Raw genomic sequence first — 25,541 nt, 5'->3', positions numbered from 1 at the left:
ATGCGCCTTATGTCAATCGACAAAACCGCAATCGGGCATGATCGGCCCTACAGGTGATCTGGAGATGCAGCCCGATCAAGGTGAGAACCCCCTGTACCCCGAACGACCCTGATCCGCATTTTGCCGGAACGGGCTGGCGAGCCGAAAGGCGGACCGGCCCGTTTTTTTCGCCGTTCCGCCAGGAAAACCATGCGTTTTCCCGCCAGACGGGAACCGGATACGCGTTTTTGCGTTTCCTTGCAAAACAAGCAGAAAGGTTCTCCCATGTCGAAGCTCAAGACCGGCCTTGCCACAGGCATCCTCTCCGCCGCACTCGCGTTCACCTCCATCGTGCCGGCGCATGCCGTCACCTTCATGCGCGTGCCGGTGCCGTCCGCCTCTTCCGTCGAGCAGGTGGAGTACCGCGACCGCCGCGGCTGGTATCACGGCCATCGCGGCTATCGTCACTCGCGCCCGGGCTATCGCCGCCATTCCGACGGCTGGTGGTATCCGCTGGCCGCCTTCGGCCTCGGCGCGGCGATCGGCGGCGCCATGTCCAACGACCGCCACTATGGCAACCGTCATGTCAACTGGTGCGCCAACCGCTACCGTTCGTACCGGACATCCGACAACACGTTCCAGCCCAATTACGGCCCGCGCAAGCAGTGCGTCTCGCCCTACTCCCGCTAGGCAAACGCAAAAAGGGCAGCCGGACGGCTGCCCTTTTTCAATCGGCAATGGCTGCAGGGAGCGGAAAATGACCGACGGAACCGACGCGATAACCGAAACCGGGATGGAGCAGATCAAGATCGCCTTGAACACTCTGTACCTTTGCATAGACCACGCGGTGAAGCATATCGCGGAGGCGGAGGGCGTCGAAGCGGCCAGGCACTACAAAGCCGGCCTGCTGGCATCCCTCAAGAAGGGCGATATCGACATGGCCCTCCTGGAAGAGAGGAAGACCTTCGACCTCGTCGTCTCCAAGATCGAAGCGCTGACCATACCCGCCGACACGGACGGGCAAGGGTCACACCATCATATAAATCAAACCATTTAGAAGCATGGTTGGCGACCCCTGCAGGACTCGAACCTGCGACCTACTGCTTAGAAGGCAGTTGCTCTATCCAGTTGAGCTAAGGGGCCGGCGGGACCTCAGTGGGTCCACGGCTGCATGCGGTTGAAGCGGAAGTTGTCCGGATAGGCGACGCGCTTGCGGGTCGATTCCTTCGGCTCGATCACACGGTATTCGATGCCGTTGCGCTGCGCATAGGCGACCGCCTCTTCGCAGGTCTCGAAGGTGAGCTTGACCTGCTGGTACATGTCGCCCGAGCTGGTATAGCCCATGATCGGGTCGATCGTCCGCGGCTTTTCGGCATCGAACTCCAGAACCCAGAGATTGGTCTTGGCCTTGCCGGACTGCATGGCGGTCTTTGCGGGACGATAGATCTTCGCGGTCATCGAAGCGGCTCCAGAAGTCTCGAAAACGGGCGCACCGTTCCGCCGGCGCGTCCGCACATCCATAACCCGGATTTCGTAAAGGGGGAATGACCGGGCAGCATCGCCGGTGGTCGGAGTGGAGAGATTCGAACTCCCGACCCTCTGGTCCCAAACCAGATGCGCTACCAGGCTGCGCTACACTCCGTTCCGGCGATGCCGAGATACACGCATCCGGGGCATGCCGCAACAGCAAATGGGTGTTTTCAAGCGCTTGCGGGCGATGGCAAGAAAACTATTGTCCCTTGCGCAGGGATTCCATCAGCGCGTTCTCGACCCGGTTGCCGGCGCGCAGCCGCAGGCGCTTGACCGTGCCGGCATTCAGCTCCAGCACGAAATCGATCGGCCCCTTCGAATCGATGATCGATTCGGAAAGCGGCTCGGCATTTTCCTTGATCGAGCGGACCTTGCCGTCCTTGCCGATGAACAGCATGTCGAGCGGCAGATAGGTGTTCTTCATCCACATGAAGACCTGCCGCGTCTCGCCGAAGGCGAACAGCATGCCGCGGTCGGGCGCCATCTCCCGGCGGAACATCAGCCCTTCCTCGCGCTGGCGCGGCGTCACGGCCAGTTCCACCGTGAAGGCATGGCTCTTGCCGTCGCGGGTGACGATCGAAAGCGGCTGCGTATCGAATTTCTCGGCCGCGAAGGCAGGAAACGACAGGCAGAGAAAAAGCGCCAGAACGGCGCTTCCAAGCTGCGCGATACCGAACGCCCGCGCCAGACGTGCCATCAGTGCGGCCTGTTGCCGGGAACCGGCATGTCCGGATGGATCTCCGCCGCCATCAGGCCCTTCTCGCCGTCGCCGAAGCGCACGAGCACGACCTGGCCGGGGCGAAGCTCCGTCAGGCCGAAGCGGCGCAGCGTCTCCATGTGGATGAAGATGTCTTCCGTGCCCTCGCCGCGCGTGAGGAACCCGAAGCCCTTGGTGCGGTTGAACCACTTGACCAGCACGCGCTCCAGCCCGCTCGAGGGCGTGACCTGCACATGGGTCTTGACCGGCGGCATCTGCGAGGGGTGCACGGCGGTCGACTGGTCCATGGAAAGGATGCGGAAGGCCTGGTAGCCGCGCTCGCGCTTCTGGATCAGCGCGACGACGCGCGTTCCTTCCAGAACCGTCTGGTAGCCGTCGCGGCGCAGGCAGGTGACGTGCAGCAGCACGTCCTGCATGCCGTTGTCCGGCACGATGAAGCCGAAGCCCTTAGCAACGTCGAACCACTTGATGACGCCGGTGATCTCGACCAGATCGACGACGTCGTTGCCCTGGTCATCACGCGCCGTGATTTCCTTTGAAGACACCCTGTCCGCCATGATCTGCCAGCCCCTCGTTTACGCGTCACAAGAGTTACGGTTAACTGATTCTTGATAACCAGAATAACATTGTCCCGATGCGACTGCGCAAGCCCCCTTGAAAGTTTTGCCCGCTCCGTCTTAGCCGCCAAGGCTTGCCTCAGGCTGACAAAACCCTACCCTTCCCGCGATTCCCACCTGGAGGACATTTCCATGCGTTATCTTCACACAATGGTCCGCATCAAGGACATCGACCAGTCGCTGCATTTCTACTGCACCCTCTTCGGTCTTCAGGAAGTGCGCCGTACCGAGAACGAGAAGGGCCGCTTCACGCTGATCTTCCTCGCCGCCCCGGGGGATGCGGAGGCCGCCCGGGCCGATGCGGCGCCCTGCCTCGAGCTCACCTATAACTGGGACAGCGAGGATTATGCCGGCGGACGCAATTTCGGCCACCTCGCCTACGAGGTCGACGACATCTACGCCACCTGCCGGAACCTGATGGACAACGGCGTCACCATCAACCGCCCGCCGCGCGACGGGCACATGGCGTTCGTGCGCTCGCCGGACGGCATTTCCATCGAAATCCTCCAGAAGGGCGGAAGCCTCGCGCCCGCCGAGCCCTGGGCCTCGATGGGCAACACCGGAAGCTGGTAAGCCGGCGCGCACGCAAGCCCCGGGCAAAGCTGGTGCCTTAAGCCGAGGCTGACGAACCATCGTTTCGCCGTATTTGACCGGGACCTTCTTGCCGTTCCGGTCAATTGCCAGCGTGAGGGGCGTTTGGCCGTTCCCGGCCGGATACCTCCCGTTCTGCGTGCAGCGGCCTCATACGCCTCCCCCTTTGACACCATGGGCGGACGCGGTAACATCGCGGCAACCGCAGCTTGGCCGACCGGCTTTCTCGATTGCGGTTGCGACTGTTTGCAGAAATGGCCCCATCGGCGGCAAGACCGAGGGCCCGAACGTCGAAAGCGGGGGAAAGCCTTTGCAGGACATGCAAGGAATGTGGCCGAGCCGGAAGACGCTGCGGTATGGATTGCTGCTGGCTGTTTCGGTCGCCGCGCTCTCGGGCTGCGTTTCCGCAGTCACCACGGATATGCGCGCGGACAATACGGGCGCGCAGGAGAGCGAAGACACCGTCGCCACGGCCGGCGATGCCGCGGATGCGGCCACCGCCACGGCGGACGGCGCTGAAGCGACGGCCGATGCGGCCAATGCCGATACCGGCCAGCAGTCGGCGGGCGCCGACATGGCGGGCCTCGTCATGCAGCCGGCATCGCTCGACGCCGGCAAGGCGAGCATCTATTCGAACGGCGGCGTGGCGCCGACGGGCACCGCCGACATGGCGCAGACCAACGGCATGAACGCCTCCGCCGGCAGCCTTTATGCCAGCGCGGGCGCCGCGGGCGCGGAAAAGACCGGGCGCCTGCCCGTCGAGGACATGCCGCCGGTCGATGCAACCGGCCAGCAGCAACAGGTCCTTGCCGCCATGGACGGCGAAGACGGCCTGCCGGCGAACGTTCCCATCCCCACGACGGCCCGGACCGCGCTCGTCGAGGAAAATGCCGGCGGCAATGCGGCCGGTCTTGCCCTTGCGAGCCGGCAGGACGACGGCATGGCGGCAGGCGGCGCTCGCAAGGATGCCACGCAAGGCTCGCTCTTTGCCGGCACGGCCGAAGCCGCAGGCGACGCGGTCGGCGTGACGCAGAAGCCGCGCCGCGTGCTGAACCGCGACGCGGCGGGCGCCATGCAGGTTGCCTCGCTCGGCGTGCTGCCCGGCGTTTCGAACGCAAACCCGCTCTTTTCCGACGATCATTCCGAGGCCGACGAAGTCGACGACGACACGCCGGAATTCAAGGAGGTCGCCTCGCTTGCGGGCCTTGCCCGCCTTGCGCCGAACGGCCTCTGGCTGCAGACGGAAAAGGTCAAGACCGGCTGTTTCAAGCCGGAGCTCCTGCAGGTGCTGAAGACGGTCGAGAATCATTACGGCAAGCCGATCATCGTCACCTCGGGCCTGCGCTCCATCAAGCCGGGCCGGGCCAAGCAGTCGCTGCACACGCGCTGCGAGGCGGCGGACATCCAGATATCCGGCGTCACGAAATGGGAGCTTGCGGAATATCTGCGCAGCATGCCCGGCCGCGGCGGCGTCGGCACGTACTGCCATACCGAATCCGTGCATATCGATGTTGGCACACAGCGCGACTGGAACTGGCGCTGCCGCCGGAAAAAGTAATCCGGCATCTAACCCATTGCCGTCATGTGCTTTTTCCAGATGGAAGCCGCCCTTTGGGCGGCTTTTCATTTTTTTGTCGCAAGGACCTTTTCCCGCTTGCGGAAGCGCAATCGCCCTTCTATAAGACGCCCACCGCACGCGCCCTTCGTCTATCGGTTAGGACGCCAGATTTTCATTCTGGAAAGAGGGGTTCGACTCCCCTAGGGCGTGCCACGGTTTCCCCCCTCGAAATCGCTGAATCTCCCGCGCTGCGAAGCGCCTGTTTTCGCTGTTGAAAAACTTCCGCGTCCCGCGATTTTCCGTCTTGCGAATCCACGCCGCCCCGACTAGAAGACGCCCACCGCACGCGCCCTTCGTCTATCGGTTAGGACGCCAGATTTTCATTCTGGAAAGAGGGGTTCGACTCCCCTAGGGCGTGCCACCTTCCCCTTTCAGCCTTGGCTTATCCGTTCCCGTTGGCGACGCTCGTTGCCTGCGCGGAAAAAACTGCGATTTCCTCGGTTTAGGGGCTTGCGCAAATCGGAAGGCACGACTAGAAGACGCCCACCGCACGCGCCCTTCGTCTATCGGTTAGGACGCCAGATTTTCATTCTGGAAAGAGGGGTTCGACTCCCCTAGGGCGTGCCATGGCTCTTCCCGAAATTTCCCGGAAACCGCTGCTCAGAACGCCTTTGCCGCGTCGATGATGCGGAACTGGACGCGGCGGTTACCCTGCCAGCTATCGGCCGAAAGCGTGCCGGCGACATGCACGGCCTGTCCGCGCTCCTTCATCAGGAAAAGACCGAGATCGGCTTCCGCCGCGCGGAAGGCCATGGCGTCGAGCCGTCCGCCGTCGGGCCCTTCGAGGCTGACGCGCAGGTGGTTGACGCCGACCGGCCGCACGTCGCGGATGCGGTGCGCCGGCAGGGCGAAGACCGGCTGCGGGTGGCCGGAGCCGTAGGGGCCGGCCTGATCGAGCTGGTCGGCAAGGGCGAGCGTCGCGCCAGAGGCGCTGAGCGCCCCGTCGATCTTCAGCGTCTCCACGGCCACCAGGTCGCGCACCGCCCTTTCGGCGCGCTCGGCGAAGAAGCTGCGCAGGCGGCCGAGATTGGCGCGCTCCACCGTCAGGCCCGCCGCCATGGCATGACCGCCGCCCTTGACGAGGATGCCCTCCTCCACGGCGGCGCGCACCATGCGGCCAAGGTCGAAGCCGCTGATCGAGCGGCCCGAGCCGGTGCCCTTGCCGGAAGGATCGAAGGCGATGGCGAAGGCCGGGCGGCGGAAGCGGTCCTTGAGGCGCGAGGCGAGGAGGCCGACGACGCCGGGATGCCAGCCCTCGCGGGCCGTCAGGATCACCGCGGCGCCCTCGCCCGTGCCGTATTCGGCCTCGGCTTCCGCCTCCGCCTCGGCCAGCATGGCGACTTCCATCGCCTGCCGCTCGCGATTGAGATCGTCGAGCTGCTTTGCGATTCGCTCGGCCTCGCCCGGCTCATCGATGGTGAGCAGCCGGCTGCCGAGCGCGGCATCGCCGATGCGCCCGCCGGCATTGATGCGCGGGCCGACGAGGAAGCCGAGATGGTAGGGCGTCACGGGCCCGCCGATGCCCGCCTGCTTGAGGAGCGCCGTCAGGCCCGCATTGCCGAGATGGCGCGCGGCGACGAGGCCCTTCACCACATAGGCACGGTTGAGGCCCTTCAGCGGAACGACGTCGCAGACCGTGGAGAGCGCCACCAGATCGAGCATGGAAAGAAGGTCGAAGCTCGCGGCCCGCGCATCGCCCCGCGCCTTCAAGAGCCGCTGGAGGGCGACGAGGACGAGGAAGACGACGCCGGCGGCCGACAGATGCCCCTGCCCCGAAAGATCGTCCTCGCGGTTGGGATTGACCAGCGCAAGTGCCGGCGGCAGCGCCTCGCCGACCTGGTGATGGTCGATGACGACGACGTCGATGCCGCGCTCGCGCGCAACGGCGAGCGATTCGTGGCTGGTCGAGCCGCAGTCGACCGTGACGATCAGTTGCGCGCCGCGGTCGATGAGCTGGCCGATGGCGTTGGGGTTCGGGCCGTAGCCCTCGAAGATGCGGTCGGGAATGTAGATTTCCGCCGGCACGCCGAAATGGGCAAGGAAGCGGTAAAGCAGCGCCGAGGAGGCAGCGCCGTCGACGTCGTAGTCGCCGAAGATCGCGACCCGCTCGCCCCGCTCGATGGCGCGTGCCAGCCGCTCCGTCGCCGCCTCGCAGTCCATCAGGCTGTAGGGCTCCGGCATCAGGCGGCGCAGGGTCGGGTCGAGGAATTCCAGCGCCGTCTCGAAGGCGACGCCGCGGCCGGAAAGCACACGGGCGATGAGGTCGGGCAGGCCGTGCGTCTGGCTCATCGCCAGCGCGCGGTTCTCTCCCGCCTGATCGAGCCGCGCCACCCAGCGCTGGCCGGTCGCCGAGCGCTCGACGCCAAGGAAGGCCCGGCTGACGGGATCTGCGTTTTCCAGCATGCTCATGGACGCATGTCTCTCCAGGCTGCTTGCTCCCTCGCCCCCTCTATCGTCATGCTCGGGCTTGACCCGAGCATCCACACCCGTGGGTGCCGATGGCAACTGTGTTTCATCGGAAATGGGTTTTGTCGCGCTGCATGGCATTGAGGATGGTGATGAGCTTTCGCGCGACGGCGATGATGGCGGCCTTAGCGGCGCCCGTTCTGGCCTTGACGGCGAGGTAGAAGGTGCGCAGGCGCGATGAGGCCCTGATGGCGCCGAGGGCGGCCATATAGAGGGCCTTTCGCACCCTTGGTCTTCCCCCCTTGATGCGGCGGCGGCCTGCTCTCTTGCCGGAATCGTCGTTGAAGGGCGCAAGGCCGGCAAGGCTTGCCGCCGCCTTGGGCGAGAGCGTGCCGAGTTCGGGCATATGGGCAAGCAGGGCCAGGGCCGTCACCTTGCCGACGCCGGGAGCCGATGCGAGGCGCCTGGCCCCTTCGGCAAGGTTGCCGCTCTGCATCTGCTCGTCGATCGCGCTCTCGATTGCAGCGATCCTCTCGCCGAGGATGGCGATCATGGCCTCGATGTCGGCGCGCACGGCCGGATCGAAGGCCTCGCCAAGATGTCTGCGCTCGCCCGCACGGGCGTCGACGAGCTGGTCGCGGCGCCGGGCAAGGGCCGCCAGCCGCTCGTGTACCGGGCAAGGCGGCGCATCGGCCGAAAGGCCGAACATGGCCCCCATGTGCGAAAGCGAGCGGGCATCGATGCGGTCGGTCTTGGCCAGCCGCCCGCGCGCCTCGGCAAAGCGCCGCGCCGTCTTCGGATTGACGCGGGCAAAGGCGATGCCGGCCTGTGCAAGGCACAGGCGCACCAGCCGGTCGCAATGGCCCGTCGCCTCCAGGACGACGAGGTCGCCGGCCGGGTCGAGGCGCTTTGCGAAGGCGGACAGTTGCGCCTCGGTGTTGGGGATGCGGCAGAACCTGGCCGTTCGCGGGTCGAAGATATCGACCGCTTCCTTGCCGATGTCGCAGCCGATGAAATTGTGGTGTATCGTCATGGAGCCTGCTCCTGTGTGCGAGGTCTGCGCCAACAGCCTCATGCAACTGTTCAGGTTGATGGGCGAAGCGGGAAGGGACCAGGCCATGCGGCGGCCTGCCGTTACAAACGACGGCCGGGATCCTCTCGGTCTCCTTCCCGCAACCATCCTACACCAACCAAAACACACAGGATCCTCGGGTCAAGCCCGAGGATGACGTCGATGGGTGGGGCGAGGCTCGTCAGCCGACCGATCTTCAGCTTACCGATATCACGCCGCGCCGGAGAAGACAGGCTCAAGCCGCCTTCGGCCGCTCGATACGGATGACCTGCGGTTCGCCGACGAGGTAACCTTCGCTCTTGACGGAGGCGACGGCCTTGCGGACGGAATCCTCCATCGTCGCGTGGGTGACGAGGATGATCGTCTTGGGGTCGCTCGATTCGGCGGTCGGCTGGCCGCGCTGCACGATGGATTCGAGCGAGATGCCGTTTTCCGCCATGTGCCGTGCGATGCTGGCGAAGACGCCGGTGCGGTCCTCCACCGAGAGGCGGATGAAATAGCCGCCGTGGTGCTTCCTGATCTGCGCGCGCTTGTAGGGCGCGAGCGCCGCGGCCGGGCGGCCGAGGACGGGCACCGTCTGCGCGCCCGGGCGGCTTTTCGCGATATCGGCGATGTCGCCGAGCACGGCCGAGGCCGTGGCATTGCCGCCGGCGCCGGGGCCGACCATCAGGAGCTCGCCGAGAATATCGGATTCGATCGCCACGGCGTTCGTCACGCCGTCCACCTGCGCGATGACGCTGTCGAGCGGCACCATGGTGGGGTGCACGCGCTGTTCGACGCCGGTGTCGGTCTTCTGCGCGACGCCGAGCAGCTTGATGCGGTAACCGAGGTCGGCGGCGGCGCGGATATCGTCGATGGAGATGTTGGTGATGCCTTCGAGATAGATGTCGTCGGCCGAAATCCTCGTGCCGAAGGCGAGCGTCGTCAGGATCGACAGCTTGTGCGCCGTGTCGTTGCCCTCGATGTCGAAGGCGGGATCGGCCTCGGCATAGCCGAGCCGCTGGGCTTCCTTGAGGCAGGCCTCGAAGGAAAGCCCCTCCTTCTCCATCTTGGTGAGGATGTAATTGCAGGTGCCGTTCATGATCCCGTAGACACGGGAGATCGTGTTGCCGGTGAGCGATTCCCGCAGCGCCTTGATGACCGGGATGCCGCCGGCGACGGCCGCCTCGTAGTTGAGGAGCGCGCCGTGCTTTTCGGCAAGGGCGGCAAGCTCGACGCCGTGGGCGGCGAGCAGCGCCTTGTTGGCGGTGACGACGTGGACGCCGCGCGACAGCGCGGCCTTGACGGCGGCAAGGGCCGGATCGCCCGCCCCGCCCATCAGCTCCACGAAGACGTCGATCTTCGCCTCGCGTGCGAGCGCGACGGGTTCGTCGAACCATTCGGCACCGGAAAGATCGACGCCGCGGTCGCGGCCCCTGGTGCGCGCGGTCACGGCGACGATGTCGATCGGCCGGCCGCACGTCGTCGTGAGCATATCCCTGCGTTCGACGAGAATCTTCGCGAGCGAGGCACCAACGGTTCCCAAGCCCGCAATGCCGATCTTCAGGGCATCAGCCATGGTCATGTCCTAACGTTTTGGAAGAAGCCCTCCGCAGACACGCGGAGGGCGGATTTTCAGCGATGGGCGTTCAGCGAGATGACGTTGTGCATCGTCTCGTCCGCCGTGGAGAGGAACTTCTTGATGTTGCGCGCGGCCTGGCGGATGCGGTGCTCGTTCTCGACCAGCGCGAGGCGGACGTAGTCGTCGCCGAGTTCCCCGAAGCCGACGCCCGGCGCCACCGCGACGTCCGCCTTCTCGACGAGCAGCTTGGAGAATTCCAGCGAGCCGAGGTGGCGGAACTTTTCCGGGATCTTCGCCCAGGCGAACATGGTGGCGGCCGGCGGGGGAACCTCGAAGCCCGCCTTGCCGAAGCTTTCGACCATGACGTCGCGGCGGCGCTTGTAGACGTTGCGCACCTCGGCGATGTCCGAGCCGTCGCCGTTGAGCGCATGGGTCGCGGCCACCTGGATCGGCGTGAAGGCGCCGTAGTCGAGGTAGGACTTCACGCGCGTCAGCGCGGCGATCAGGCGCTCGTTGCCGACAGCAAAGCCCATGCGCCAGCCGGGCATGGAGAAGGTCTTGGACATGGAGGTGAACTCCACCGTCACGTCCATGGCGCCCGGAACCTCCAGAACGGAGGGCGGCGGCGTGTCGTCGAAGTAGATTTCCGAATAGGCAAGGTCGGAGAGCACGATGATGTCGTGCTTCTTCGCAAAGGCGATGACGTCCTTGTAGAAATCGAGCGTGGCGACCTGCGCCGTCGGGTTCGACGGGTAGTTGAGGATCAGCGCCAGAGGCTTGGGGATCGAGTGGCGCACGGCCCTTTCCAGCGGCGGGAAGAAACTCTCGTCCGGCTCGACGGGAATGGAGCGGATCACACCGCCGGTCATCAGGAAGCCGAAGGCGTGGATCGGATAGGTCGGGTTCGGGCAAAGGATCACGTCGCCCGGCGCGGTGATCGCCTGCGCCATGTTGGCGAAGCCTTCCTTGGAGCCGAGGGTCGCGACGACCTGCGTTTCCGGGTTGAGCTTCACGCCGAAGCGGCGGGCGTAATAGGCGGCCTGCGCGCGGCGAAGGCCGGGAATGCCCTTGGATGAGGAATAGCGGTGCGTGCGCGGGTCCTGCACCACCTCGCACAGCTTGTCGACGATGGCTTTCGGCGTCGGCAGGTCGGGGTTGCCCATGCCAAGGTCGATGATATCGGCACCACCCGCTCGCGCGCTTGCCTTCAAACGGTTGACCTGTTCGAAAACATACGGCGGCAGACGCCTGACCTTGTGAAACTCTTCCATCTTTTACCCCGTTAGGCGCGGAGCCCCTCGGGCGGCTTTGCCAAAGGGCGCGAAACCCCGCGCGAATCAAGTGACCGATTACGGGCGAAAGCGTTCAAAATGAAGGCGCTTCGCCCATGCCGGCGGCCTTGCGGCCACCTTTCGCTTTGCGGCCAAACGGCCGGAAAGGCAAGCGCTATTTCTGGCCTTCGATCTCGGCGAGCGTCGCCTTGCCGTGCCCTTCGCGCAGCGCCTGCAATTCGGCGAGCTGGCGGCGGTATTCCGCGTCCGAGATCGCGCCGGAGCTGCGGCGCTTGGAAAGCGCCGTCAGGCGCGCGCCGTATTCGGCGGCTTCCGCATCGCTCATCTGCTGCGTCTCGGCGGTGACGATGGCGGTGATGTCCGGATAGACCTCGGCCCGGTTGGCGCCGGCATTGATCGAGGGATCGCGCGCGGCCGGGCTGCAGGACACCAGCACCGCCGGCAGGGCGGCCACGAGAAGGGCGGCGGCGACGCGCCTGAATTCGAACGCCATATGGCTGTATGCTCCTGTCGAGACGACGGGTTCCAAGTCTTGCCGGGAAAGGCTGTCAGGCCCTTGTAATCTGTTTCGGAGAGAATGTAAAAATACAAAAGTAACAATAAAATCGGGAGGGAGCGATGGCCGAGGACAGCAAAGCGGGAACACGCGATGCAGCCGGAGCGAAGCCCGGTTTCCAGCCGTTCGATCCCGCCGCGATCGAGCCCTATATCGTCAAGGATCCCGAGGCGCTGACGGTGAACCTTGCGCGCACCGTCGAGCAGCTCGGCAAGGCCGCCTCCGCCTGGCTCGCCCCGCGCGAGAGCGGCGAGAAGGTCGACACCGTCGCCGAGCCGATGGTCGACATGGTCAAGACGCTCTCCAAGGTCTCCGAATACTGGCTGGCGGACCCGCGCCGCACGCTGGAAGCGCAGACCATGCTGCTCGGCAGCTATTTCACCATCTGGTCGCGCACGCTGAACCGCCTCGGCGGGCAGGAAGTCGAGGACGCGCCCGATCCGCACGCCAGGGACAAGCGCTTTGCCGACGAGGACTGGGTGAAGAACCCGTTCTTCGATTTCCTGCGGCAGGCCTATTTCGTGACCTCGGACTGGGCGGAAAAACTCGTATCCGACGCGCAGGGCCTCGACGAGCACACCCGCCACAAGGCCGGCTTCTACGTCAAGCAGATCGCCAGCGCCATCTCGCCGACCAACTTCGTCACGACCAACCCGCAGCTCTACCGCGAGACGGTCGCCTCGAACGGCGCGAACCTCGTGCGCGGCATGAAGATGCTGGCGGAAGACATCGCCGCCGGCCAGGGCGACCTGAAGCTGCGCCAGACGGACACCAGCAAGTTCGCCATCGGCGAGAACATGGCGCTGACGCCCGGCAAGGTGCTGGCGCAGAGCGACGTCTGCCAGGTCATCCAGTACGACGCAACGACGGAAAACGTGCTGAAGCGCCCTCTTCTCATCTGCCCGCCGTGGATCAACAAGTTCTACATCCTCGACCTCAACCCGGCGAAATCCTTCATCAAATGGGCGGTCGACCAGGGCCACACGGTCTTCGTCATCTCCTGGGTGAACCCGGACGAGCGCCATGCGGAGAAGGACTGGGAATCCTATGCCCGCGAGGGCATCGGCTTTGCGCTCGATACGATAAAACAGGCAACGGGTGAGGAAGAGGTCAACGCCATCGGCTATTGCGTCGGCGGCACGCTGCTCGCCGCGACGCTCGCCCTCCACGCCCGCGAGGGCGACAGGCGCATCCGCACCGCGACGCTCTTCACCACCCAGGTCGACTTCACCTTCGCCGGCGACCTGAAGGTCTTCGCCGACGAGGAGCAGATCGACCTCATCGAGCGCGGCATGAAGGCGACGGGCTATCTCGACGGCTCGAAGATGGCGACCGCCTTCAACATGCTGCGCGCCTCGGAGCTGATCTGGCCCTATTTCGTCAACAACTACCTGAAGGGCCAGGACCCGATGCCCTTCGACCTTCTCTACTGGAATTCAGATTCCACACGAATGCCCGCCGCCAACCACTCGTTTTACCTTCGCAATTGTTATTTGAACAACAACCTCACCAAGGGCAAGATGATGCTGGGCGGCGCGCCGGTATCGCTGAAGGACGTCAAGATCCCGATCTACAACCTCGCCACCAAGGAGGATCACATCGCGCCGGCGAAATCGGTCTTCGTCGGCTCGAAGTTCTTCGGCGGCAAGGTCACCTATGTCATGGCCGGCTCCGGCCACATCGCCGGCGTCGTCAACCCGCCGGACAAGAACAAGTACCAGTATTGGACCGGCGGGCCGGTGAAGGGCGAATTCGAGGACTGGGCGGCCAAGGCGAAGGAAACGCCCGGCTCCTGGTGGCCACACTGGCACGAATGGATCAAGGCAGAGGACGACCGCATGGTGCCGGCCCGCAAGACCGGCGGCACGATGAACTCCATCGAGGAAGCCCCGGGGTCCTATGTGCGCGTTCGTGCGTAACGGGCGGGTTGCATGATGGGTGAGCGGAAATACCCCCCTCTGGCCTGCCGGCCATCTCCCCCACAAGGAGGGAGATCGGCAAGCGGCAAGACCCTCGCTCAACTCGCAACGCTAAAGAGGGGCGAAACGGCCCACCAACCAATCTCCCCCCTTGTGGGGGAGATGGCCGGCAGGCCAGAGGGGGGTGAGCGGCAATGATCTTCGATCCGCCGCTCGTTACCGGCACGCTCGTGCAGCGCTACAAGCGTTTTCTCTTCGACGCCGTCCTTGACGACGGGTCGGCGATCACCGGCTCCTGCCCCAATACCGGCTCGATGCGCGGGCTGACGGCGCCCGGCTCGCGCATCTGGATGTCGACGAGCGATAGCCCGACACGCAAGCACCGCCATCGCCTCGAACTGGTGGAGGCGGACGGCACCGTCGTCGGCATCAATACGGGCCTGCCGAACCGCCTTGCCGAGGAAGCGATCCGGGCCGGCCTCGTCGCCGATCTCGCGAGCTATCCGGTGCTGGAGCGTGAGAAGAAATACGGCCGCAATTCGCGCATCGACATCCTGCTCTCCGGCGATGGCCGTCCGCCCGCCTATGTCGAGGTGAAGAACGTCCATTTCCGCCGCACGACCGGCCTTGCCGAATTTCCCGACACGGTGACGGCGCGCGGGGCAAAGCATCTGGAAGAGCTCGGCGACATGGCGGAGGCCGGTTTCCGCGCCGTCATGCTCTATCTCGTCCAGCGCGAGGACTGCGATCTCTTCCGCATCTGCGGCGATCTCGACCCGTTCTATGCGGCCGGCTTCCGGCGGGCGCTTTCGCGCGGCGTCGAAGCCTATGCCGTCAAATGCGCGGTGACGGCGCGGCAAATTCAGCCCGTGGCGTCGATCGCCATGGACGAACCCGGTCCGGCTGTTTTATGAACGGTCTGCAAAGACCAGTGAAAGCTCGACCATGGTAACCTATATCGACGCGACCTCCGCGCCGCTGAAGAACACCGGCGTGATCCGCCTTTACGACGCCGAGGCCTTCGAAGGCATGCGCAAGGCCTGCCAGCTCACGGCGCGCTGCCTCGACGAGCTCTACCCGCTGGTCAAGCCGGGCGTCGCCACGGACGTGATCGACCGCTTCGTCCTCGAATTCGGCATGGACAACGGCGCCCTGCCCGCGACGCTCAACTATCGCGGCTACACGAAATCCACCTGTACCTCGATCAACCACGTCGTCTGCCACGGCATTCCCAACGACAAGCCGCTGCGCGAGGGGGATGTCGTCAATATCGACGTCACCTACATCCTCGACGGCTGGCACGGCGATTCGAGCCGCATGTACCCGGTCGGCGAGATCAAGCGCGCCGCCGAGCGCCTGCTGGAAGTCACCCATGAATGCCTGATGCGCGGCATCGCTGCCGTCCGCCCCGGCGCGCGAACCGGCGCCATCGGCGAGGCGATCCAGACCTATGCGGAGGCCGAGCGCTGCTCGGTCGTGCGCGATTTCTGCGGCCACGGCGTCGGCCGGCTCTTCCACGATGCGCCGAACATCCTGCATTACGGCCGCGCCAACGAAGGCCCGGAAATGAAGGAAGGCATGATCTTCACCATCGAGCCGATGATCAATCTCGGCCGCCCGCATGTGAAGGTGCTGTCCGACGGCTGGACGGCGGTGACGCGCGACCGCTCGCTCTCCGCCCAGTACGAGCATACCGTCGGCGTGACGGCAGACGGCTGCGAGATCTTCACGCTCTCGCCCGGCGGCCTCGACCGCCCGGGCCTTCCGGCATAGGCCGCCCATGACGCGCCCGCGCGCAGGAGACGAGCCGACATCTCCCGCCGATATGGCGGACGACCTCTTCGAGGAGGCCGACGAGCGCGGCCATTTCTTCGAGCGCCCCGCCCGGGCAACGCCCGCCAAGGCCCTTCCCGCAGCGGACGACAAGCACTATCACGGCCACCGCGAGCGCCTGCGCACCCGTTTCCGCGACAACGGCGACACGGCGCTTGCCGATTACGAGATCCTCGAGCTCCTGCTCTTCCGCCTCATTCCCCGCCGCGACACCAAGCCGATAGCCAAGGCCCTGCTCGACCGCTTCGGCACGCTCTCCGGCGTCTTCGGCGCGACGCCCGCGCTGCTGCAGGAGGTGAAAGGCATCGGCGAGGCTGTGGCGCTCGACCTGAAGCTCATCGCCGCGGTCGCCCAGCGCACGCTGAAGAGCGAGATCCGCAACAAGACGGTCCTCTCCTCCTGGTCCTCGCTCATCCAGTATTGCCACGCCGCCATGGCGCACGAACCGCGCGAGCAGTTCCGCATCCTCTTCCTCGACAAGCGCAACACGCTGATCGCCGACGAGGTGCAGGGCCGCGGCACGGTGGACCATACGCCGGTCTATCCGCGCGAGGTGGTGCGCCGGGCGCTGGAACTTTCGGCGACCGCCATTATCCTCGTCCACAATCACCCGTCCGGCGACCCCACCCCGTCGCGGGCAGACATCGACATGACGAAGACAATCGTGGAAACCGCCCGTCCGCTTGGTATTACCGTGCATGACCACATCATCATCGGCAAGGACGGGCATGCCAGCCTCAAGGGGCTGAGACTTATGTAGGATTCCAGAATCGGGTGATCGCTCTTTCATCCGATTGAAACGGTTTGCTGCCACATTCGGTTGACGAACATGATCCGGCGAAGACAATTGCTGCGATGCAATATGATTCTTCCCGTGGAAGACTGAGGCAATCTCATATGCAGGAATACGATCTCGTCGTCGTGGGCAGCGGCCCCGCAGGCCGCCGCGGCGCCATCCAGGCCGCCAAGCTCGGGCGCAAGGTTCTCGTCATCGAACAGGGAAAGCGCGTCGGCGGGGTTTCGGTGCATACCGGCACGATTCCCTCCAAGACGCTGCGCGAGACGGCGCTCAATCTTTCCGGCTGGCGCGAGCGTGGCTTTTACGGCCGCGCCTACCGCGTGAAGCAGGAAATCAGCGCCGACGACCTGCGCCGCCGCCTGCTCATCACGCTCGACCATGAGGTGGAGGTGCTGGAGCACCAGTTCGCCCGCAACCGCGTGCAGCACATGCGCGGCAAGGCCTCGTTCGTGGCGCCCGAAACGCTGGAGATCGTCAAGGACGACGGCGAGACGATCCACGTCACCGCCAAGAGCATCCTGCTTGCCGTCGGCACGAAACCCTACCGTCCCGACAGCATTCCCTTCGACGGCGTCAGCGTACTCGACAGCGACGAACTGCTCGACATCAGGGAACTGCCGCGCTCGATGGCGGTCATCGGCGCCGGCGTCATCGGCATCGAATATGCGACGATCTTCTCGGCGCTCGACACCCAGGTGACGGTCATCGACCCGAAGCCGACGATCCTCGACTTCATCGACCGCGAGATCGTCGAGGAATTCATCCATGACCTGCGCGACCGCAACATGAAGCTGATCCTCGGCCAGAAGGCCGAGAAGGTGGAGAAGCTGGAAAACGGCAAGTGCGAGATCACGCTGGACAACGGCCGTCACGTCACCTGCGACATGGTGCTCTATGCCGCCGGCCGCGTCGGCGCAACGGACAGTCTCAACCTTGCCGCCGCGGGGCTTACGGCCGATTCGCGCGGCCGCCTCAGCGTCAATCCGGAGACCTTCCAGACCGAGGTGCCGCATATCTACGCCGCCGGCGACGTCGTCGGCTTCCCCTCGCTCGCCTCGACCTCCATGGAGCAGGGCCGCATCGCCGCGCGCGTCGCCGTCGGGGCGATTGCCAAGGAGCCGCCGAAATACTTCCCCTACGGCATCTATGCCGTACCGGAAATCTCCACCTGCGGCCTCACCGAGGAAGAGGTCAGGGAGCGCGGCATCCCCTACGAATGCGGCATGGCGCGTTTCCGCGAGACTTCGCGCGGTCACATCATGGGCCTCAATTCCGGTCTCCTGAAGATGATCTTCTCGCTGAAGACCCGGCGCCTGCTCGGCGTGCACATCGTCGGCGAAGGCGCGACCGAGCTCGTCCACATCGGCCAGGCCGTCCTCAACCTCAAGGGCACCGTCGAGTATTTCGTGGAGAACACGTTCAACTACCCGACCCTTGCCGAAGCCTACAAGATCGCCGGCCTCGACGCCTGGAACCGCATGGGCGACCTGTCGCAGGCCGGGTGACCCCGAAGCGGGCGGCGTGCCACGGGGCGTGGATCCTCGGGTCAAGCCCGAGGATGACGGAGAGGAGGAGAAGGAGCGCTTCCCACTCCTTGATGGCGCAGCACGCGGCACGTCCGCTTTTATCGTAACATTTCTTTCCCATCGTCACCTCGGGCCTGACCCGAGGATCCACGCCACAACCTCTGCAACGATGCACCAAACAAAAAGGCCGCCCAAAGGGCGGCCTTTCCGTTTTGCAATGAATTGCAGTTCCGATTATTCGGCGTCGCCTTCGGCGGCCTTCTTCTTGGCCGGGGCCTTCTTCTTCGGAGCGGCTTCCTCGCCTTCGGCGGCTTCGGCCTTGGCGGCGGCCTTCTTCTTCGGGGCGGCCTTCTTGGTTTCCTTTTCGGAACCCTCTTCGTCGTCCGCCATCAGCTCTTCCTTGGAAACGGTCTTGTCCGTCACCTTGATCTCGCCGAGCAGGTGATCGACGACCTTCTCCTCGAAGATCGGCGCGCGCAGCGAAGCGGCGGCGCCCGGGGTCTTCTGGAAGTATTCGAGGATCTGCTTTTCCTGGCCCGGGAACTGGCGGAGCTGCTGGTAGAGCGATTGCTGCATTTCCTCGTCGGTCACCTGGACGCCGGCCTTCTCGCCGATTTCCGAGAGGACGAGGCCGAGGCGGACGCGGCGTTCGGCGAGCTTGCGGTATTCCTCGCGAGCGGCTTCTTCCGTCGTATCCTCGTCGGCGAAGGTCTTGCCGGACTGTGCGAGGTCCGTGTTGATCTGGCGCCAGATGTTTTCGAATTCGGCATCGACCAGGCGTTCCGGCGTGTCGAACTTGTACATCTCGTCGAGCTGGTCGAGGATCTGGCGCTTGACCTTCTGGCGGGTGACCGAGCCGTACTGGCTTTCGATCTGGCCGCGGACGATCTCGCGCAGCTTGTCGGCCGATTCGAGGCCGAGCTTGGAAGCGAGGTCGTCGTTGATCTCGACGGCGGCGGGAGCGGCGACTTCCTTGACGTTGATGTCGAAGGTGGCTTCCTTGCCGGCAAGGTTCTCAGCCGGGTAATCGGCCGGGAAGGTGACGGTGATGACCTTCTCGTCGCCTGCCTTCAGGCCGACGAGCTGTTCCTCGAAGCCCGGGATGAAGCGGTTGGAGCCGAGAACGAGTTCCGCGTCCTCGTCCTTGCCGCCGTCGAAGGCGACGCCGTCGACCTTGCCGAGATAGTCGATGGTGACGCGGTCGCCGTCGGCGGCCTTGCCCTTCTTCGTCTCGTAGGAACGGGCGCTTTCGGCGATCTTGAGAATCTGCTCGTCGACTTCCTTCGGATCGATCTCGACGACTTCGCGCGTGACGGCGATGCCGGAATTGTCCTTGAGGTCGATGGCGGGGATCACTTCGTAGGAGAGCGTGAACTCGAAGTCGGCTTCACCGGCAAGGATCTTCTCCGCCTCGGCCTGGTCCTCGGTCATCGCGATTTCCGGCTGCGTTGCGGACTTCTCGCCGCGCTCGGAGAGAATCGCGGACGGACGGTCGCGGACGATCTCGTTGACGAGCTCGGCCATGACGGACTTGCCGTACATCTTCTTCAGATGCGCGAAGGGCACCTTGCCCGGACGGAAGCCGTTGATGCGGACACGGCCCTTCACGTCCTCAAGACGCTCGTTCATCTGAGCTTCCATGTCCTTGGCCGGGATGACGACCTTGATTTCGCGCTTCAGCCCTTCAGCGAGCGTTTCGATAACCTGCATGTTCAAACCTTCATTTCGAGTTGGCGGTGCTCAAACCGGCCTACCGGTTATGGCGAGCACCCCGCCGGTCCATTTGCCGGCAGTGGCTTTACTGAATTCGGTGGCCTTTTGGCAAGCAAAATGGCGCTATGCGATATACCACACCCCGCGGAAACCTCCATTTCCGCGTTCGGTGGCTCTGGTGCGGGTAGAGAGACTTGAACTCCCACGCCTTGCGGCACCAGAACCTAAATCTGGCGTGTCTACCAATTTCACCATACCCGCGTCTCAGAAACCGCTTTGCCACGGGCGACAAGGCCGCTCCCATGGCGCCTTCCGAGCGCGGCGTCTCTATATCATCCGTTTTCGGCGGATCAAAGGAAAAATGCGGCAAAACCGCCGTTTTCCCGGCCCTTTCCGGTCAATAGAGCGGCTCGTCGTAGACGGGTTTGCCGTCGAGGATCAGCCGGGCGATCTGCGCGGTGCCGTTTCGCCCGACGCGCGCCTCGACCTCGAGCTCTTCGGCATTGCGTGCGCTCTCCAGCGCCCTGCCCTCGCCCTCCGGCACATAGTAGCGCTCGATGCCGTATTCGACGAAAAGCGTATCGGGCACGCCGCCGTCGGGCCCGGCGTAATAATCGAAGGGCAGCGAATGCACGACGACGCTGCCCTCCTCGGCCGGCAGATCGCCGAAGCTTGCCTGCGTGGCCGTCCAGAGCCCCGCCGCGTCGGGCCTGAGGCGCACGGCAAGGCGCGGGCGCGTGCCGGCGGCGGGCGGCTCTCCCGTGACGATCGCCTTCGGGATCGTCGAGACCGGATAGGACAGGGTCACGTAGTCGCCGCGCAGCAGGTCACGCGGGTCGACCGGCAGCGTCTTCAGCCGGATGGCGGCGCCGCTGCGCAGGATCGAGGCGCGGCTTTCCACCATGTAGCCGATGACGCCGGTCTGCAGCGCGGCGACGAGGATGGCGGCAACGAGCGGCGGAAGGCGGAAGGAACGGAACGTCGTCATGGCTCAGGCCTCCGCGCCGGTCGCGTTTCGGGAAAAGCGCCGCTCCAGCGCGATCACCGCCCAGGCGATCATCGCGACGACGAGCCCCGCCACGAGGAAGAAGCCGGAGGTGCCGATGATCGAGCCGATCGTCTCGGAGGCGAGATAGAGCGTCTCGACGGCGAAGGTGGCATAGCCGAGATAGCGCACCGCGCCGTTGTCCCTGCCCGAAAGCGCGATGCCGGCAATGGCCGAGACGAGCGTGACGACGCCGAGGAACAGCCGGTCCGCCATGCCGCCGAATTCGTCGTGCAGGGCGAGAAGCCCGAGCAGCAGCACGAGATAGGAATAGAAGGCGGGCGCCTCGCCGGCGCCGCGGGCGATTGCGGAAAGCGGGGATTGCGGCACGGCGACGGCGAGATAGACGATGCCGCCGAGCGCCGTGAGGGCCATCGCCATTTCCCGCGTCTCGTGCTCGCCGTAAAGGAAGGCGAGCCAGGCGACGAGCAGCAGGTAGGCGAGATGCCGGACGCGATCCGCGCCGGTATAGCGCACGAGCAGGATGACGATGACCGCCATCAGCGGCATCAGCCAGAAGAGGATCGTGGTGTCGGCGTCGAAGGACTGCATCCAGTCCACGCCCGAGACGGCGAAGGCAAGGAAGCCCGCGATGGCCGTCACCGCACCCGAGCGGAAGAGCGCGGCGGCAACGACCGCGCCGGCAAACCAGACGAGCATCGCCTGGAACGTATCGCCGGAGAGGTGGTACATCTGCCCGACGAGCGCGATGGCGCCGCCGAAAGCGAGCGTGCCGACCACGAGAACGGCCGCCGCCAGCCGCTCCGCCCCGCGCAGGATGAGGGCGCCGCCGGCAAGATAGGCGCCCCAGATCAGCCCGACGATGCCGACGAGCCGGGCAAGCCGCGGAATGGCCTCCCAGTTCGCGGCGATGAGCAGGAGGAGCGCGGCGGACAGCAGCAGCGCGGCGATCATCATCAGCACGCGGCCGAGGCTGAAGGCGCTTTCGCGGGAATCGTATTCCTGGAGCAGACGGCCGGCCGTCGGCGCGTCGATCAGGCCAGCGGCCGCCCAGCGTTCGAGGTCGCGTTCCAGCCTGCCTCTGTACATGCGCTTGCGCTCCTTCCGGCTGCCTCTCCTGCGGGAACGATATAGGCTCGCCGGAAATTCGCAATCGATCCCGGAAAACGGCGGCGGCTGCCACGGGCAGGATTAACGAAGGATAAAGAAATGCCTGATAGATTTCAGGAACAGGGTCATCCGGTTTCGGACATGCAGCGGGCGCATATCATCCATGCCCATATTGCAGTGCACAAAATCGACGACCGCAGCTATAGTGCTTTCATCGGATCGGAAATGATCCGGCCCCGGAAATCGAGGCGCCGCGTAACGTAAGGCGACAGAGGAACGGGAGGGCGGACTGGTCGAACGCCCGGCATGATGCCGAAAGACCCGATGCCCCGGAAACGGGGCTCGACAGAAATTCGGAGCGGCGCACTCCTCCTCCCAGCGCCTCTCCGATCCGATTGGCAACCCTCCTCCTCCCAGTTGCCAATCATCCTTAATGACGCCCGCCGGACCTCCTCCCCCGGCGGGCGTTATTGTTTGCGCCGGGCGCATGGCGATGCGCGGCAATCGGCGGCTTCATCCTTAAAATCACCGTCCACAGCTCAGGATTTGCGCATTCCCCCGAGCGCGCCTTTCACCCCATGCGCATCGCGCATGGGTGCCATTCCCAGCCGGCGCTTCAAGCGCGGGCGGGGCCGGCCTATATGAAAGCCATCGGTCGGGCGACGATCTCCTCCTCCCAACGTCCCCGACAGGATTGGCGGCCCCTCCTCCTCCCAGGCCGCCGATCGACATCAGCAAAGCCCGCCGGACCTCCTCCCCCGGCGGGCTTTGTTTTTGCGCCGTACCTAAAGCCTCCGTGCATAGCGCGTTTACCTTTGTGGCCGCGCGCACGGTTTTTCGCCAGAATTTCGCCGAAATTTTTACTTGACATGCGTAAATCGCATAGGTGCCGTGCCATTCCAGCGCTGTTCTTTTTCGCGGCGCAAACCTATATTCGGCTCATCAGATTGGGGCGGCGCCAAGGACGAGCGGCCGCCCGGAACGAAGCCCAAGAAAGGGGTATAGACATGAACCTGGCACGCTCTTTCAACAACTGGCGCAAGTACCGTCAGACCGTCAGCGAACTCGGCCGCATGACCGACCGTGAGCTGCGCGACCTCGGCATCGGCCGCAGCGACATCCCGTTCATCGCCCGCAAGGCCGCACAGTAAGCCGAACGGTCCCCCGGGATTCTTTTCAAACGCCCTCCGGTGCAAACCGGAGGGCGTTTTCGTTTGCGGTCTTTTTGCGCCGCACAATGTCGCAGGCGAGCATTTGCGACACCTCATCCTTCAGGCTGACTTTCAGGTATCTGGCTGGAATAAAGGCATTTTCTCCGATATCGCCTTTCCGAACGGCACCTGCCGCTTTCCTGCGCGGCTTATTGCACAAATGCATAGCAGGTGCATTTTCTTTGCACTGCACATTGACAGAGGCTGCGCGTATATAGGCGTCACGAGCCGGTGGGACAGACCCTCCGGCCAACACCTTCGAGGAGCAGAATCATGAACCCGATCCGCATCGCAAAGAACTGGATTTCCTACCGCCGCACCCTGAACGAACTCGGCAACCTGTCGAACCACACGCTCTCGGACATCGGCCTGACCCGCTACGACATCCGCGACATCGCTTCCCGTTCCTTCCGCTAAGACATAGCCGGTTTCCGCCGCTGCGGCCGGAAACGGCCTGCGCGAGGAACGATCAAACGGCACCACACGGTGCCGTTTTTGATTCCGGGGGCATGACGCCCCTTTCCATTGCTTTTCCTTGGAATTGCGCCGTTGCCCATGGTAACGAACCGCCCATGACCAAGACCTCTTCCCCTACCCCCATCCATGTCGTCGGCGGCGGCCTTGCCGGCTCGGAAGCCGCCTGGCAGATTGCCGAAAGCGGCATCCCCGTCATCCTGCACGAAATGCGCGGCGTGCGCGGCACGGATGCGCACAAGACGGACGGCCTTGCCGAGCTCGTCTGCTCCAATTCCTTCCGCTCGGACGATGCGACCAGCAACGCCGTCGGCGTTCTGCACGCCGAAATGCGCCTTGCCGGCTCGCTGATCATGCGGTCGGCCGATGCCAACCAGGTGCCGGCCGGCGGCGCGCTTGCCGTCGACCGCGAGGGCTTTTCCGCCGCCGTCACGGCCGCGCTCGAGGGCCATCCGCTGATCACCATCGCCCGCGAGGAAGTGACCGGCCTGCCGCCGGAGGACTGGGACCAGGCGATCATCGCCACCGGCCCGCTCACCGCCCCTTCGCTCGCCGAGGCGATCCAGGCGCGCACCGGCGCCGATTCGCTCGCCTTCTTCGACGCCATCGCGCCCATCGTGCACACGGCGAGCATCGACATGGATATCTGCTGGTTCCAGTCGCGCTACGACAAGGTCGGCCCCGGCGGCACGGGCAAGGACTATATCAACTGCCCGATGGACGAAGCGCAATACAACGCCTTCATCGACGCGCTGGTCGCCGGCGACACGACCGGCTTCAAGGAATGGGAAGGCACGCCCTATTTCGACGGCTGCCTGCCCATCGAGGTGATGGCCGAGCGCGGCCGCGAGACGCTGCGCCACGGCCCGATGAAGCCGATGGGGCTCACCAATGCGCATAACCCGACGATAAAGCCCTATGCCGTCGTGCAGCTTCGCCAGGACAACGCGCTCGGCACGCTCTACAACATGGTCGGCTTCCAGACGAAGCTGAAATACGGCGCGCAGGCGGAGATCTTCCGGCTCATTCCGGGCCTCGAGAACGCCGAATTCGCCCGCCTCGGCGGCCTCCACCGCAACACCTACATCAACTCGCCGACGCTGCTCGACGGATCGCTGGCGCTGAAGGGGCGGCCGGGCCTCAGGTTCGCCGGGCAGATCACCGGCTGCGAAGGCTATGTGGAAAGCGCCAGCATCGGCCTTCTCGCCGGCCGGTTCGCCGCCGCCGAACGCCGCGGCGAGACGCCGTCCCTGCCGCCCGAGACGACGGCCTTCGGCGCGCTTCTCGGCCATATCACCGGCGGGCACATCGTCTCCGACGACGAGCCGGGCAAGCGCTCCTTCCAGCCGATGAACGTCAATTTCGGCCTCTTCCCGCCGCTGGAGCCCGGCGCGATCACCAGGCCGGAAGGCATGAAGCGCTTCCGCGGCAAGGATAAGGCGCTCGCCAAGAAGCAGGCGACCGCCGCCCGCGCACTGGAAGATTGCGCCCGCTGGCTCGGGCTTTGAGCCTCAGGTCGGCTGGCCGAGAGCCTTGCCGCCGAGGCCCGCCACGGTCGGCATGAAGCTGCCAAGCAGCCAGAGCGAGACTTCGGCGGCCTGCCGCTCGTCGCGGAACTCGAAGGTGCCGCCCTCGAAGGAGGCATCGGGGAACTGGACGGAAAGGCGCCGCGGGCCGGCGCTGCCGACCCGTACCGCGCCCGGCTCGATCAGGTGGCAGGTATAGTGATGGCCGTGCGCATGCATGCAGCCGGCCTTGCCATCGTGCAGGCGCAGGAAGACCGTGCGCCCGTCCGCCGTGGAGATGATCTCGCGGATCGCTTCGCCGGGAAACGCCCGGCCGAATTCCAGGATGGCAAGGCCCGCGTCCTCGCCCATCCTTTCCGGCTCGTCGTCGCGGCGGAACCGCTGACGGAAGATGAGACCCGCCAGGAACAGGCAGACGATGGTGATGGTCCAGAGCATCGGCTCGACTCCTCCAGCAGAAACGTCCTGCCGCTGTAGCGGACAA

General features: G+C 64.9%; 24 protein-coding genes and 6 tRNA genes. 15 read left to right on the top strand and 15 right to left on the bottom strand.

Annotated features, from left to right (window positions below; all coding sequences use genetic code 11):
- The first annotated feature begins 354 nt into the window (after positions 1 to 354).
- Together ACZ5TO_RS07340 and ACZ5TO_RS07335 are read left to right on the top strand one after the other, a co-directional pair.
- Entirely contained in the window at positions 355 to 669 is a 315-nt protein-coding gene (locus tag ACZ5TO_RS07340; protein ID WP_464800347.1) for a BA14K family protein, read from the top strand.
- A gap of 67 nt (positions 670 to 736) precedes the next feature.
- On the top strand, positions 737 to 1,036 hold the full coding sequence (locus ACZ5TO_RS07335) for a hypothetical protein (RefSeq protein WP_464800045.1): 300 nt from the start codon (positions 737 to 739) through the stop codon (positions 1,034 to 1,036).
- Between the two features lie 9 nt (positions 1,037 to 1,045).
- Here the strand turns inward: ACZ5TO_RS07335 and ACZ5TO_RS07330 are convergent.
- The 5 genes from ACZ5TO_RS07330 to ACZ5TO_RS07310 all read right to left on the bottom strand — a co-directional run bounded on the left by ACZ5TO_RS07330 (position 1,046) and on the right by ACZ5TO_RS07310 (position 2,784).
- Positions 1,046 to 1,122: transfer RNA gene (locus tag ACZ5TO_RS07330), tRNA-Arg, on the bottom strand.
- Positions 1,123 to 1,131: 9 nt separating this feature from the next.
- On the bottom strand, positions 1,132 to 1,437 hold the full coding sequence (locus tag ACZ5TO_RS07325) for an ETC complex I subunit (protein WP_184141857.1): 306 nt from the start codon (positions 1,435 to 1,437) through the stop codon (positions 1,132 to 1,134).
- A gap of 107 nt (positions 1,438 to 1,544) precedes the next feature.
- Positions 1,545 to 1,621 (bottom strand) — tRNA-Pro (locus tag ACZ5TO_RS07320).
- An 87-nt stretch (positions 1,622 to 1,708) separates the two neighbouring features.
- Entirely contained in the window at positions 1,709 to 2,197 is a 489-nt protein-coding gene (locus ACZ5TO_RS07315; RefSeq protein WP_184142247.1) for a DUF192 domain-containing protein, read from the bottom strand.
- A gap of 8 nt (positions 2,198 to 2,205) precedes the next feature.
- Positions 2,206 to 2,784 (bottom strand): cold-shock protein, encoded by a 579-nt coding sequence (locus ACZ5TO_RS07310; RefSeq protein WP_464800044.1) that lies wholly within the window; start codon positions 2,782 to 2,784, stop codon positions 2,206 to 2,208.
- 192 nt (positions 2,785 to 2,976) lie between these two features.
- Here ACZ5TO_RS07310 and ACZ5TO_RS07305 point away from each other — a divergent pair, with 192 nt between their 5' ends.
- The 5 genes from ACZ5TO_RS07305 to ACZ5TO_RS07285 all read left to right on the top strand — a co-directional run bounded on the left by ACZ5TO_RS07305 (position 2,977) and on the right by ACZ5TO_RS07285 (position 5,620).
- Entirely contained in the window at positions 2,977 to 3,417 is a 441-nt protein-coding gene (locus ACZ5TO_RS07305) for a VOC family protein (protein WP_464800043.1), read from the top strand.
- A 346-nt stretch (positions 3,418 to 3,763) separates the two neighbouring features.
- Positions 3,764 to 4,993, top strand: coding sequence for a YcbK family protein (locus ACZ5TO_RS07300; protein WP_464800042.1), 1,230 nt, complete (start codon positions 3,764 to 3,766; stop codon positions 4,991 to 4,993).
- 138 nt (positions 4,994 to 5,131) lie between these two features.
- Positions 5,132 to 5,206 (top strand) — tRNA-Glu (locus tag ACZ5TO_RS07295).
- 133 nt (positions 5,207 to 5,339) lie between these two features.
- A tRNA-Glu gene (locus ACZ5TO_RS07290) sits at positions 5,340 to 5,414 on the top strand.
- A 131-nt stretch (positions 5,415 to 5,545) separates the two neighbouring features.
- Positions 5,546 to 5,620, top strand: a tRNA-Glu gene (locus ACZ5TO_RS07285).
- A gap of 33 nt (positions 5,621 to 5,653) precedes the next feature.
- Here ACZ5TO_RS07285 and recJ read toward each other — a convergent pair.
- The 5 genes from recJ to ACZ5TO_RS07260 all read right to left on the bottom strand — a co-directional run bounded on the left by recJ (position 5,654) and on the right by ACZ5TO_RS07260 (position 11,877).
- Positions 5,654 to 7,456, bottom strand: coding sequence for a single-stranded-DNA-specific exonuclease RecJ (gene recJ / locus ACZ5TO_RS07280; RefSeq protein ID WP_464800346.1), 1,803 nt, complete (start codon positions 7,454 to 7,456; stop codon positions 5,654 to 5,656).
- A gap of 109 nt (positions 7,457 to 7,565) precedes the next feature.
- Positions 7,566 to 8,492, bottom strand: a complete 927-nt coding sequence (locus ACZ5TO_RS07275) for an IS110 family RNA-guided transposase (RefSeq protein ID WP_464797952.1) — start codon at positions 8,490 to 8,492, stop codon at positions 7,566 to 7,568.
- Between the two features lie 274 nt (positions 8,493 to 8,766).
- Entirely contained in the window at positions 8,767 to 10,089 is a 1,323-nt protein-coding gene (locus tag ACZ5TO_RS07270) for a homoserine dehydrogenase (RefSeq protein WP_464800041.1), read from the bottom strand.
- A gap of 56 nt (positions 10,090 to 10,145) precedes the next feature.
- Positions 10,146 to 11,363 carry an LL-diaminopimelate aminotransferase gene (locus ACZ5TO_RS07265; RefSeq protein WP_184141869.1) on the bottom strand — a complete coding sequence of 406 codons (1,218 nt, stop codon included), beginning with the start codon at positions 11,361 to 11,363 and terminating at the stop codon, positions 10,146 to 10,148.
- Between the two features lie 175 nt (positions 11,364 to 11,538).
- Positions 11,539 to 11,877 (bottom strand): SHOCT domain-containing protein, encoded by a 339-nt coding sequence (locus ACZ5TO_RS07260; RefSeq protein WP_464800040.1) that lies wholly within the window; start codon positions 11,875 to 11,877, stop codon positions 11,539 to 11,541.
- 125 nt (positions 11,878 to 12,002) lie between these two features.
- Here ACZ5TO_RS07260 and ACZ5TO_RS07255 point away from each other — a divergent pair, with 125 nt between their 5' ends.
- The 5 genes from ACZ5TO_RS07255 (at position 12,003) to sthA (ending at position 17,996) form a co-directional block, all read left to right on the top strand.
- Positions 12,003 to 13,859 (top strand): PHA/PHB synthase family protein, encoded by a 1,857-nt coding sequence (locus ACZ5TO_RS07255; RefSeq protein WP_464800039.1) that lies wholly within the window; start codon positions 12,003 to 12,005, stop codon positions 13,857 to 13,859.
- 194 nt (positions 13,860 to 14,053) lie between these two features.
- The gene (sfsA, locus tag ACZ5TO_RS07250; RefSeq protein WP_464800038.1) at positions 14,054 to 14,773 is read left to right on the top strand and encodes a DNA/RNA nuclease SfsA; all 720 of its coding nucleotides are present in this window, start codon (positions 14,054 to 14,056) and stop codon (positions 14,771 to 14,773) included.
- A gap of 31 nt (positions 14,774 to 14,804) precedes the next feature.
- Positions 14,805 to 15,632: a type I methionyl aminopeptidase gene (map, locus tag ACZ5TO_RS07245; RefSeq protein WP_464800037.1), complete on the top strand. Its 828-nt coding sequence runs from the start codon at positions 14,805 to 14,807 to the stop codon at positions 15,630 to 15,632.
- Between the two features lie 7 nt (positions 15,633 to 15,639).
- Entirely contained in the window at positions 15,640 to 16,452 is an 813-nt protein-coding gene (gene radC / locus ACZ5TO_RS07240) for a RadC family protein (RefSeq protein WP_184141879.1), read from the top strand.
- A 137-nt stretch (positions 16,453 to 16,589) separates the two neighbouring features.
- Entirely contained in the window at positions 16,590 to 17,996 is a 1,407-nt protein-coding gene (gene sthA / locus ACZ5TO_RS07235) for a Si-specific NAD(P)(+) transhydrogenase (protein ID WP_184141881.1), read from the top strand.
- A 255-nt stretch (positions 17,997 to 18,251) separates the two neighbouring features.
- Here sthA and tig read toward each other — a convergent pair whose 3' ends face one another.
- The 4 genes from tig to ACZ5TO_RS07215 all read right to left on the bottom strand — a co-directional run bounded on the left by tig (position 18,252) and on the right by ACZ5TO_RS07215 (position 21,825).
- Positions 18,252 to 19,727 (bottom strand): trigger factor, encoded by a 1,476-nt coding sequence (tig, locus tag ACZ5TO_RS07230; protein WP_464800036.1) that lies wholly within the window; start codon positions 19,725 to 19,727, stop codon positions 18,252 to 18,254.
- A 179-nt stretch (positions 19,728 to 19,906) separates the two neighbouring features.
- Positions 19,907 to 19,991 (bottom strand) — tRNA-Leu (locus tag ACZ5TO_RS07225).
- 136 nt (positions 19,992 to 20,127) lie between these two features.
- On the bottom strand, positions 20,128 to 20,718 hold the full coding sequence (locus ACZ5TO_RS07220; RefSeq protein WP_184141885.1) for a GDYXXLXY domain-containing protein: 591 nt from the start codon (positions 20,716 to 20,718) through the stop codon (positions 20,128 to 20,130).
- Positions 20,719 to 20,721: 3 nt separating this feature from the next.
- Positions 20,722 to 21,825 carry a DUF2157 domain-containing protein gene (locus ACZ5TO_RS07215; protein ID WP_464800035.1) on the bottom strand — a complete coding sequence of 368 codons (1,104 nt, stop codon included), beginning with the start codon at positions 21,823 to 21,825 and terminating at the stop codon, positions 20,722 to 20,724.
- 1,028 nt (positions 21,826 to 22,853) lie between these two features.
- Between ACZ5TO_RS07215 and ACZ5TO_RS07210 the strand changes: the two genes are divergently transcribed.
- The 3 genes from ACZ5TO_RS07210 to trmFO all read left to right on the top strand — a co-directional run bounded on the left by ACZ5TO_RS07210 (position 22,854) and on the right by trmFO (position 25,039).
- Positions 22,854 to 22,997, top strand: coding sequence for a DUF1127 domain-containing protein (locus ACZ5TO_RS07210; RefSeq protein WP_184141889.1), 144 nt, complete (start codon positions 22,854 to 22,856; stop codon positions 22,995 to 22,997).
- A gap of 333 nt (positions 22,998 to 23,330) precedes the next feature.
- Positions 23,331 to 23,474 carry a DUF1127 domain-containing protein gene (locus tag ACZ5TO_RS07205; protein ID WP_119258352.1) on the top strand — a complete coding sequence of 48 codons (144 nt, stop codon included), beginning with the start codon at positions 23,331 to 23,333 and terminating at the stop codon, positions 23,472 to 23,474.
- Between the two features lie 155 nt (positions 23,475 to 23,629).
- Positions 23,630 to 25,039 (top strand): methylenetetrahydrofolate--tRNA-(uracil(54)-C(5))-methyltransferase (FADH(2)-oxidizing) TrmFO, encoded by a 1,410-nt coding sequence (trmFO, locus tag ACZ5TO_RS07200; protein ID WP_464800034.1) that lies wholly within the window; start codon positions 23,630 to 23,632, stop codon positions 25,037 to 25,039.
- Between the two features lie 3 nt (positions 25,040 to 25,042).
- Here the strand turns inward: trmFO and ACZ5TO_RS07195 are convergent, their stop codons facing one another.
- Entirely contained in the window at positions 25,043 to 25,495 is a 453-nt protein-coding gene (locus ACZ5TO_RS07195) for a hypothetical protein (protein ID WP_464800033.1), read from the bottom strand.
- Between the last annotated feature and the right edge of the window lie 46 nt (positions 25,496 to 25,541).

The sequence above is a fragment of the Shinella sp. Sh6 genome, assembly GCF_055392685.1.
This window is presented reverse-complemented; position numbering and strand designations above follow the sequence as displayed.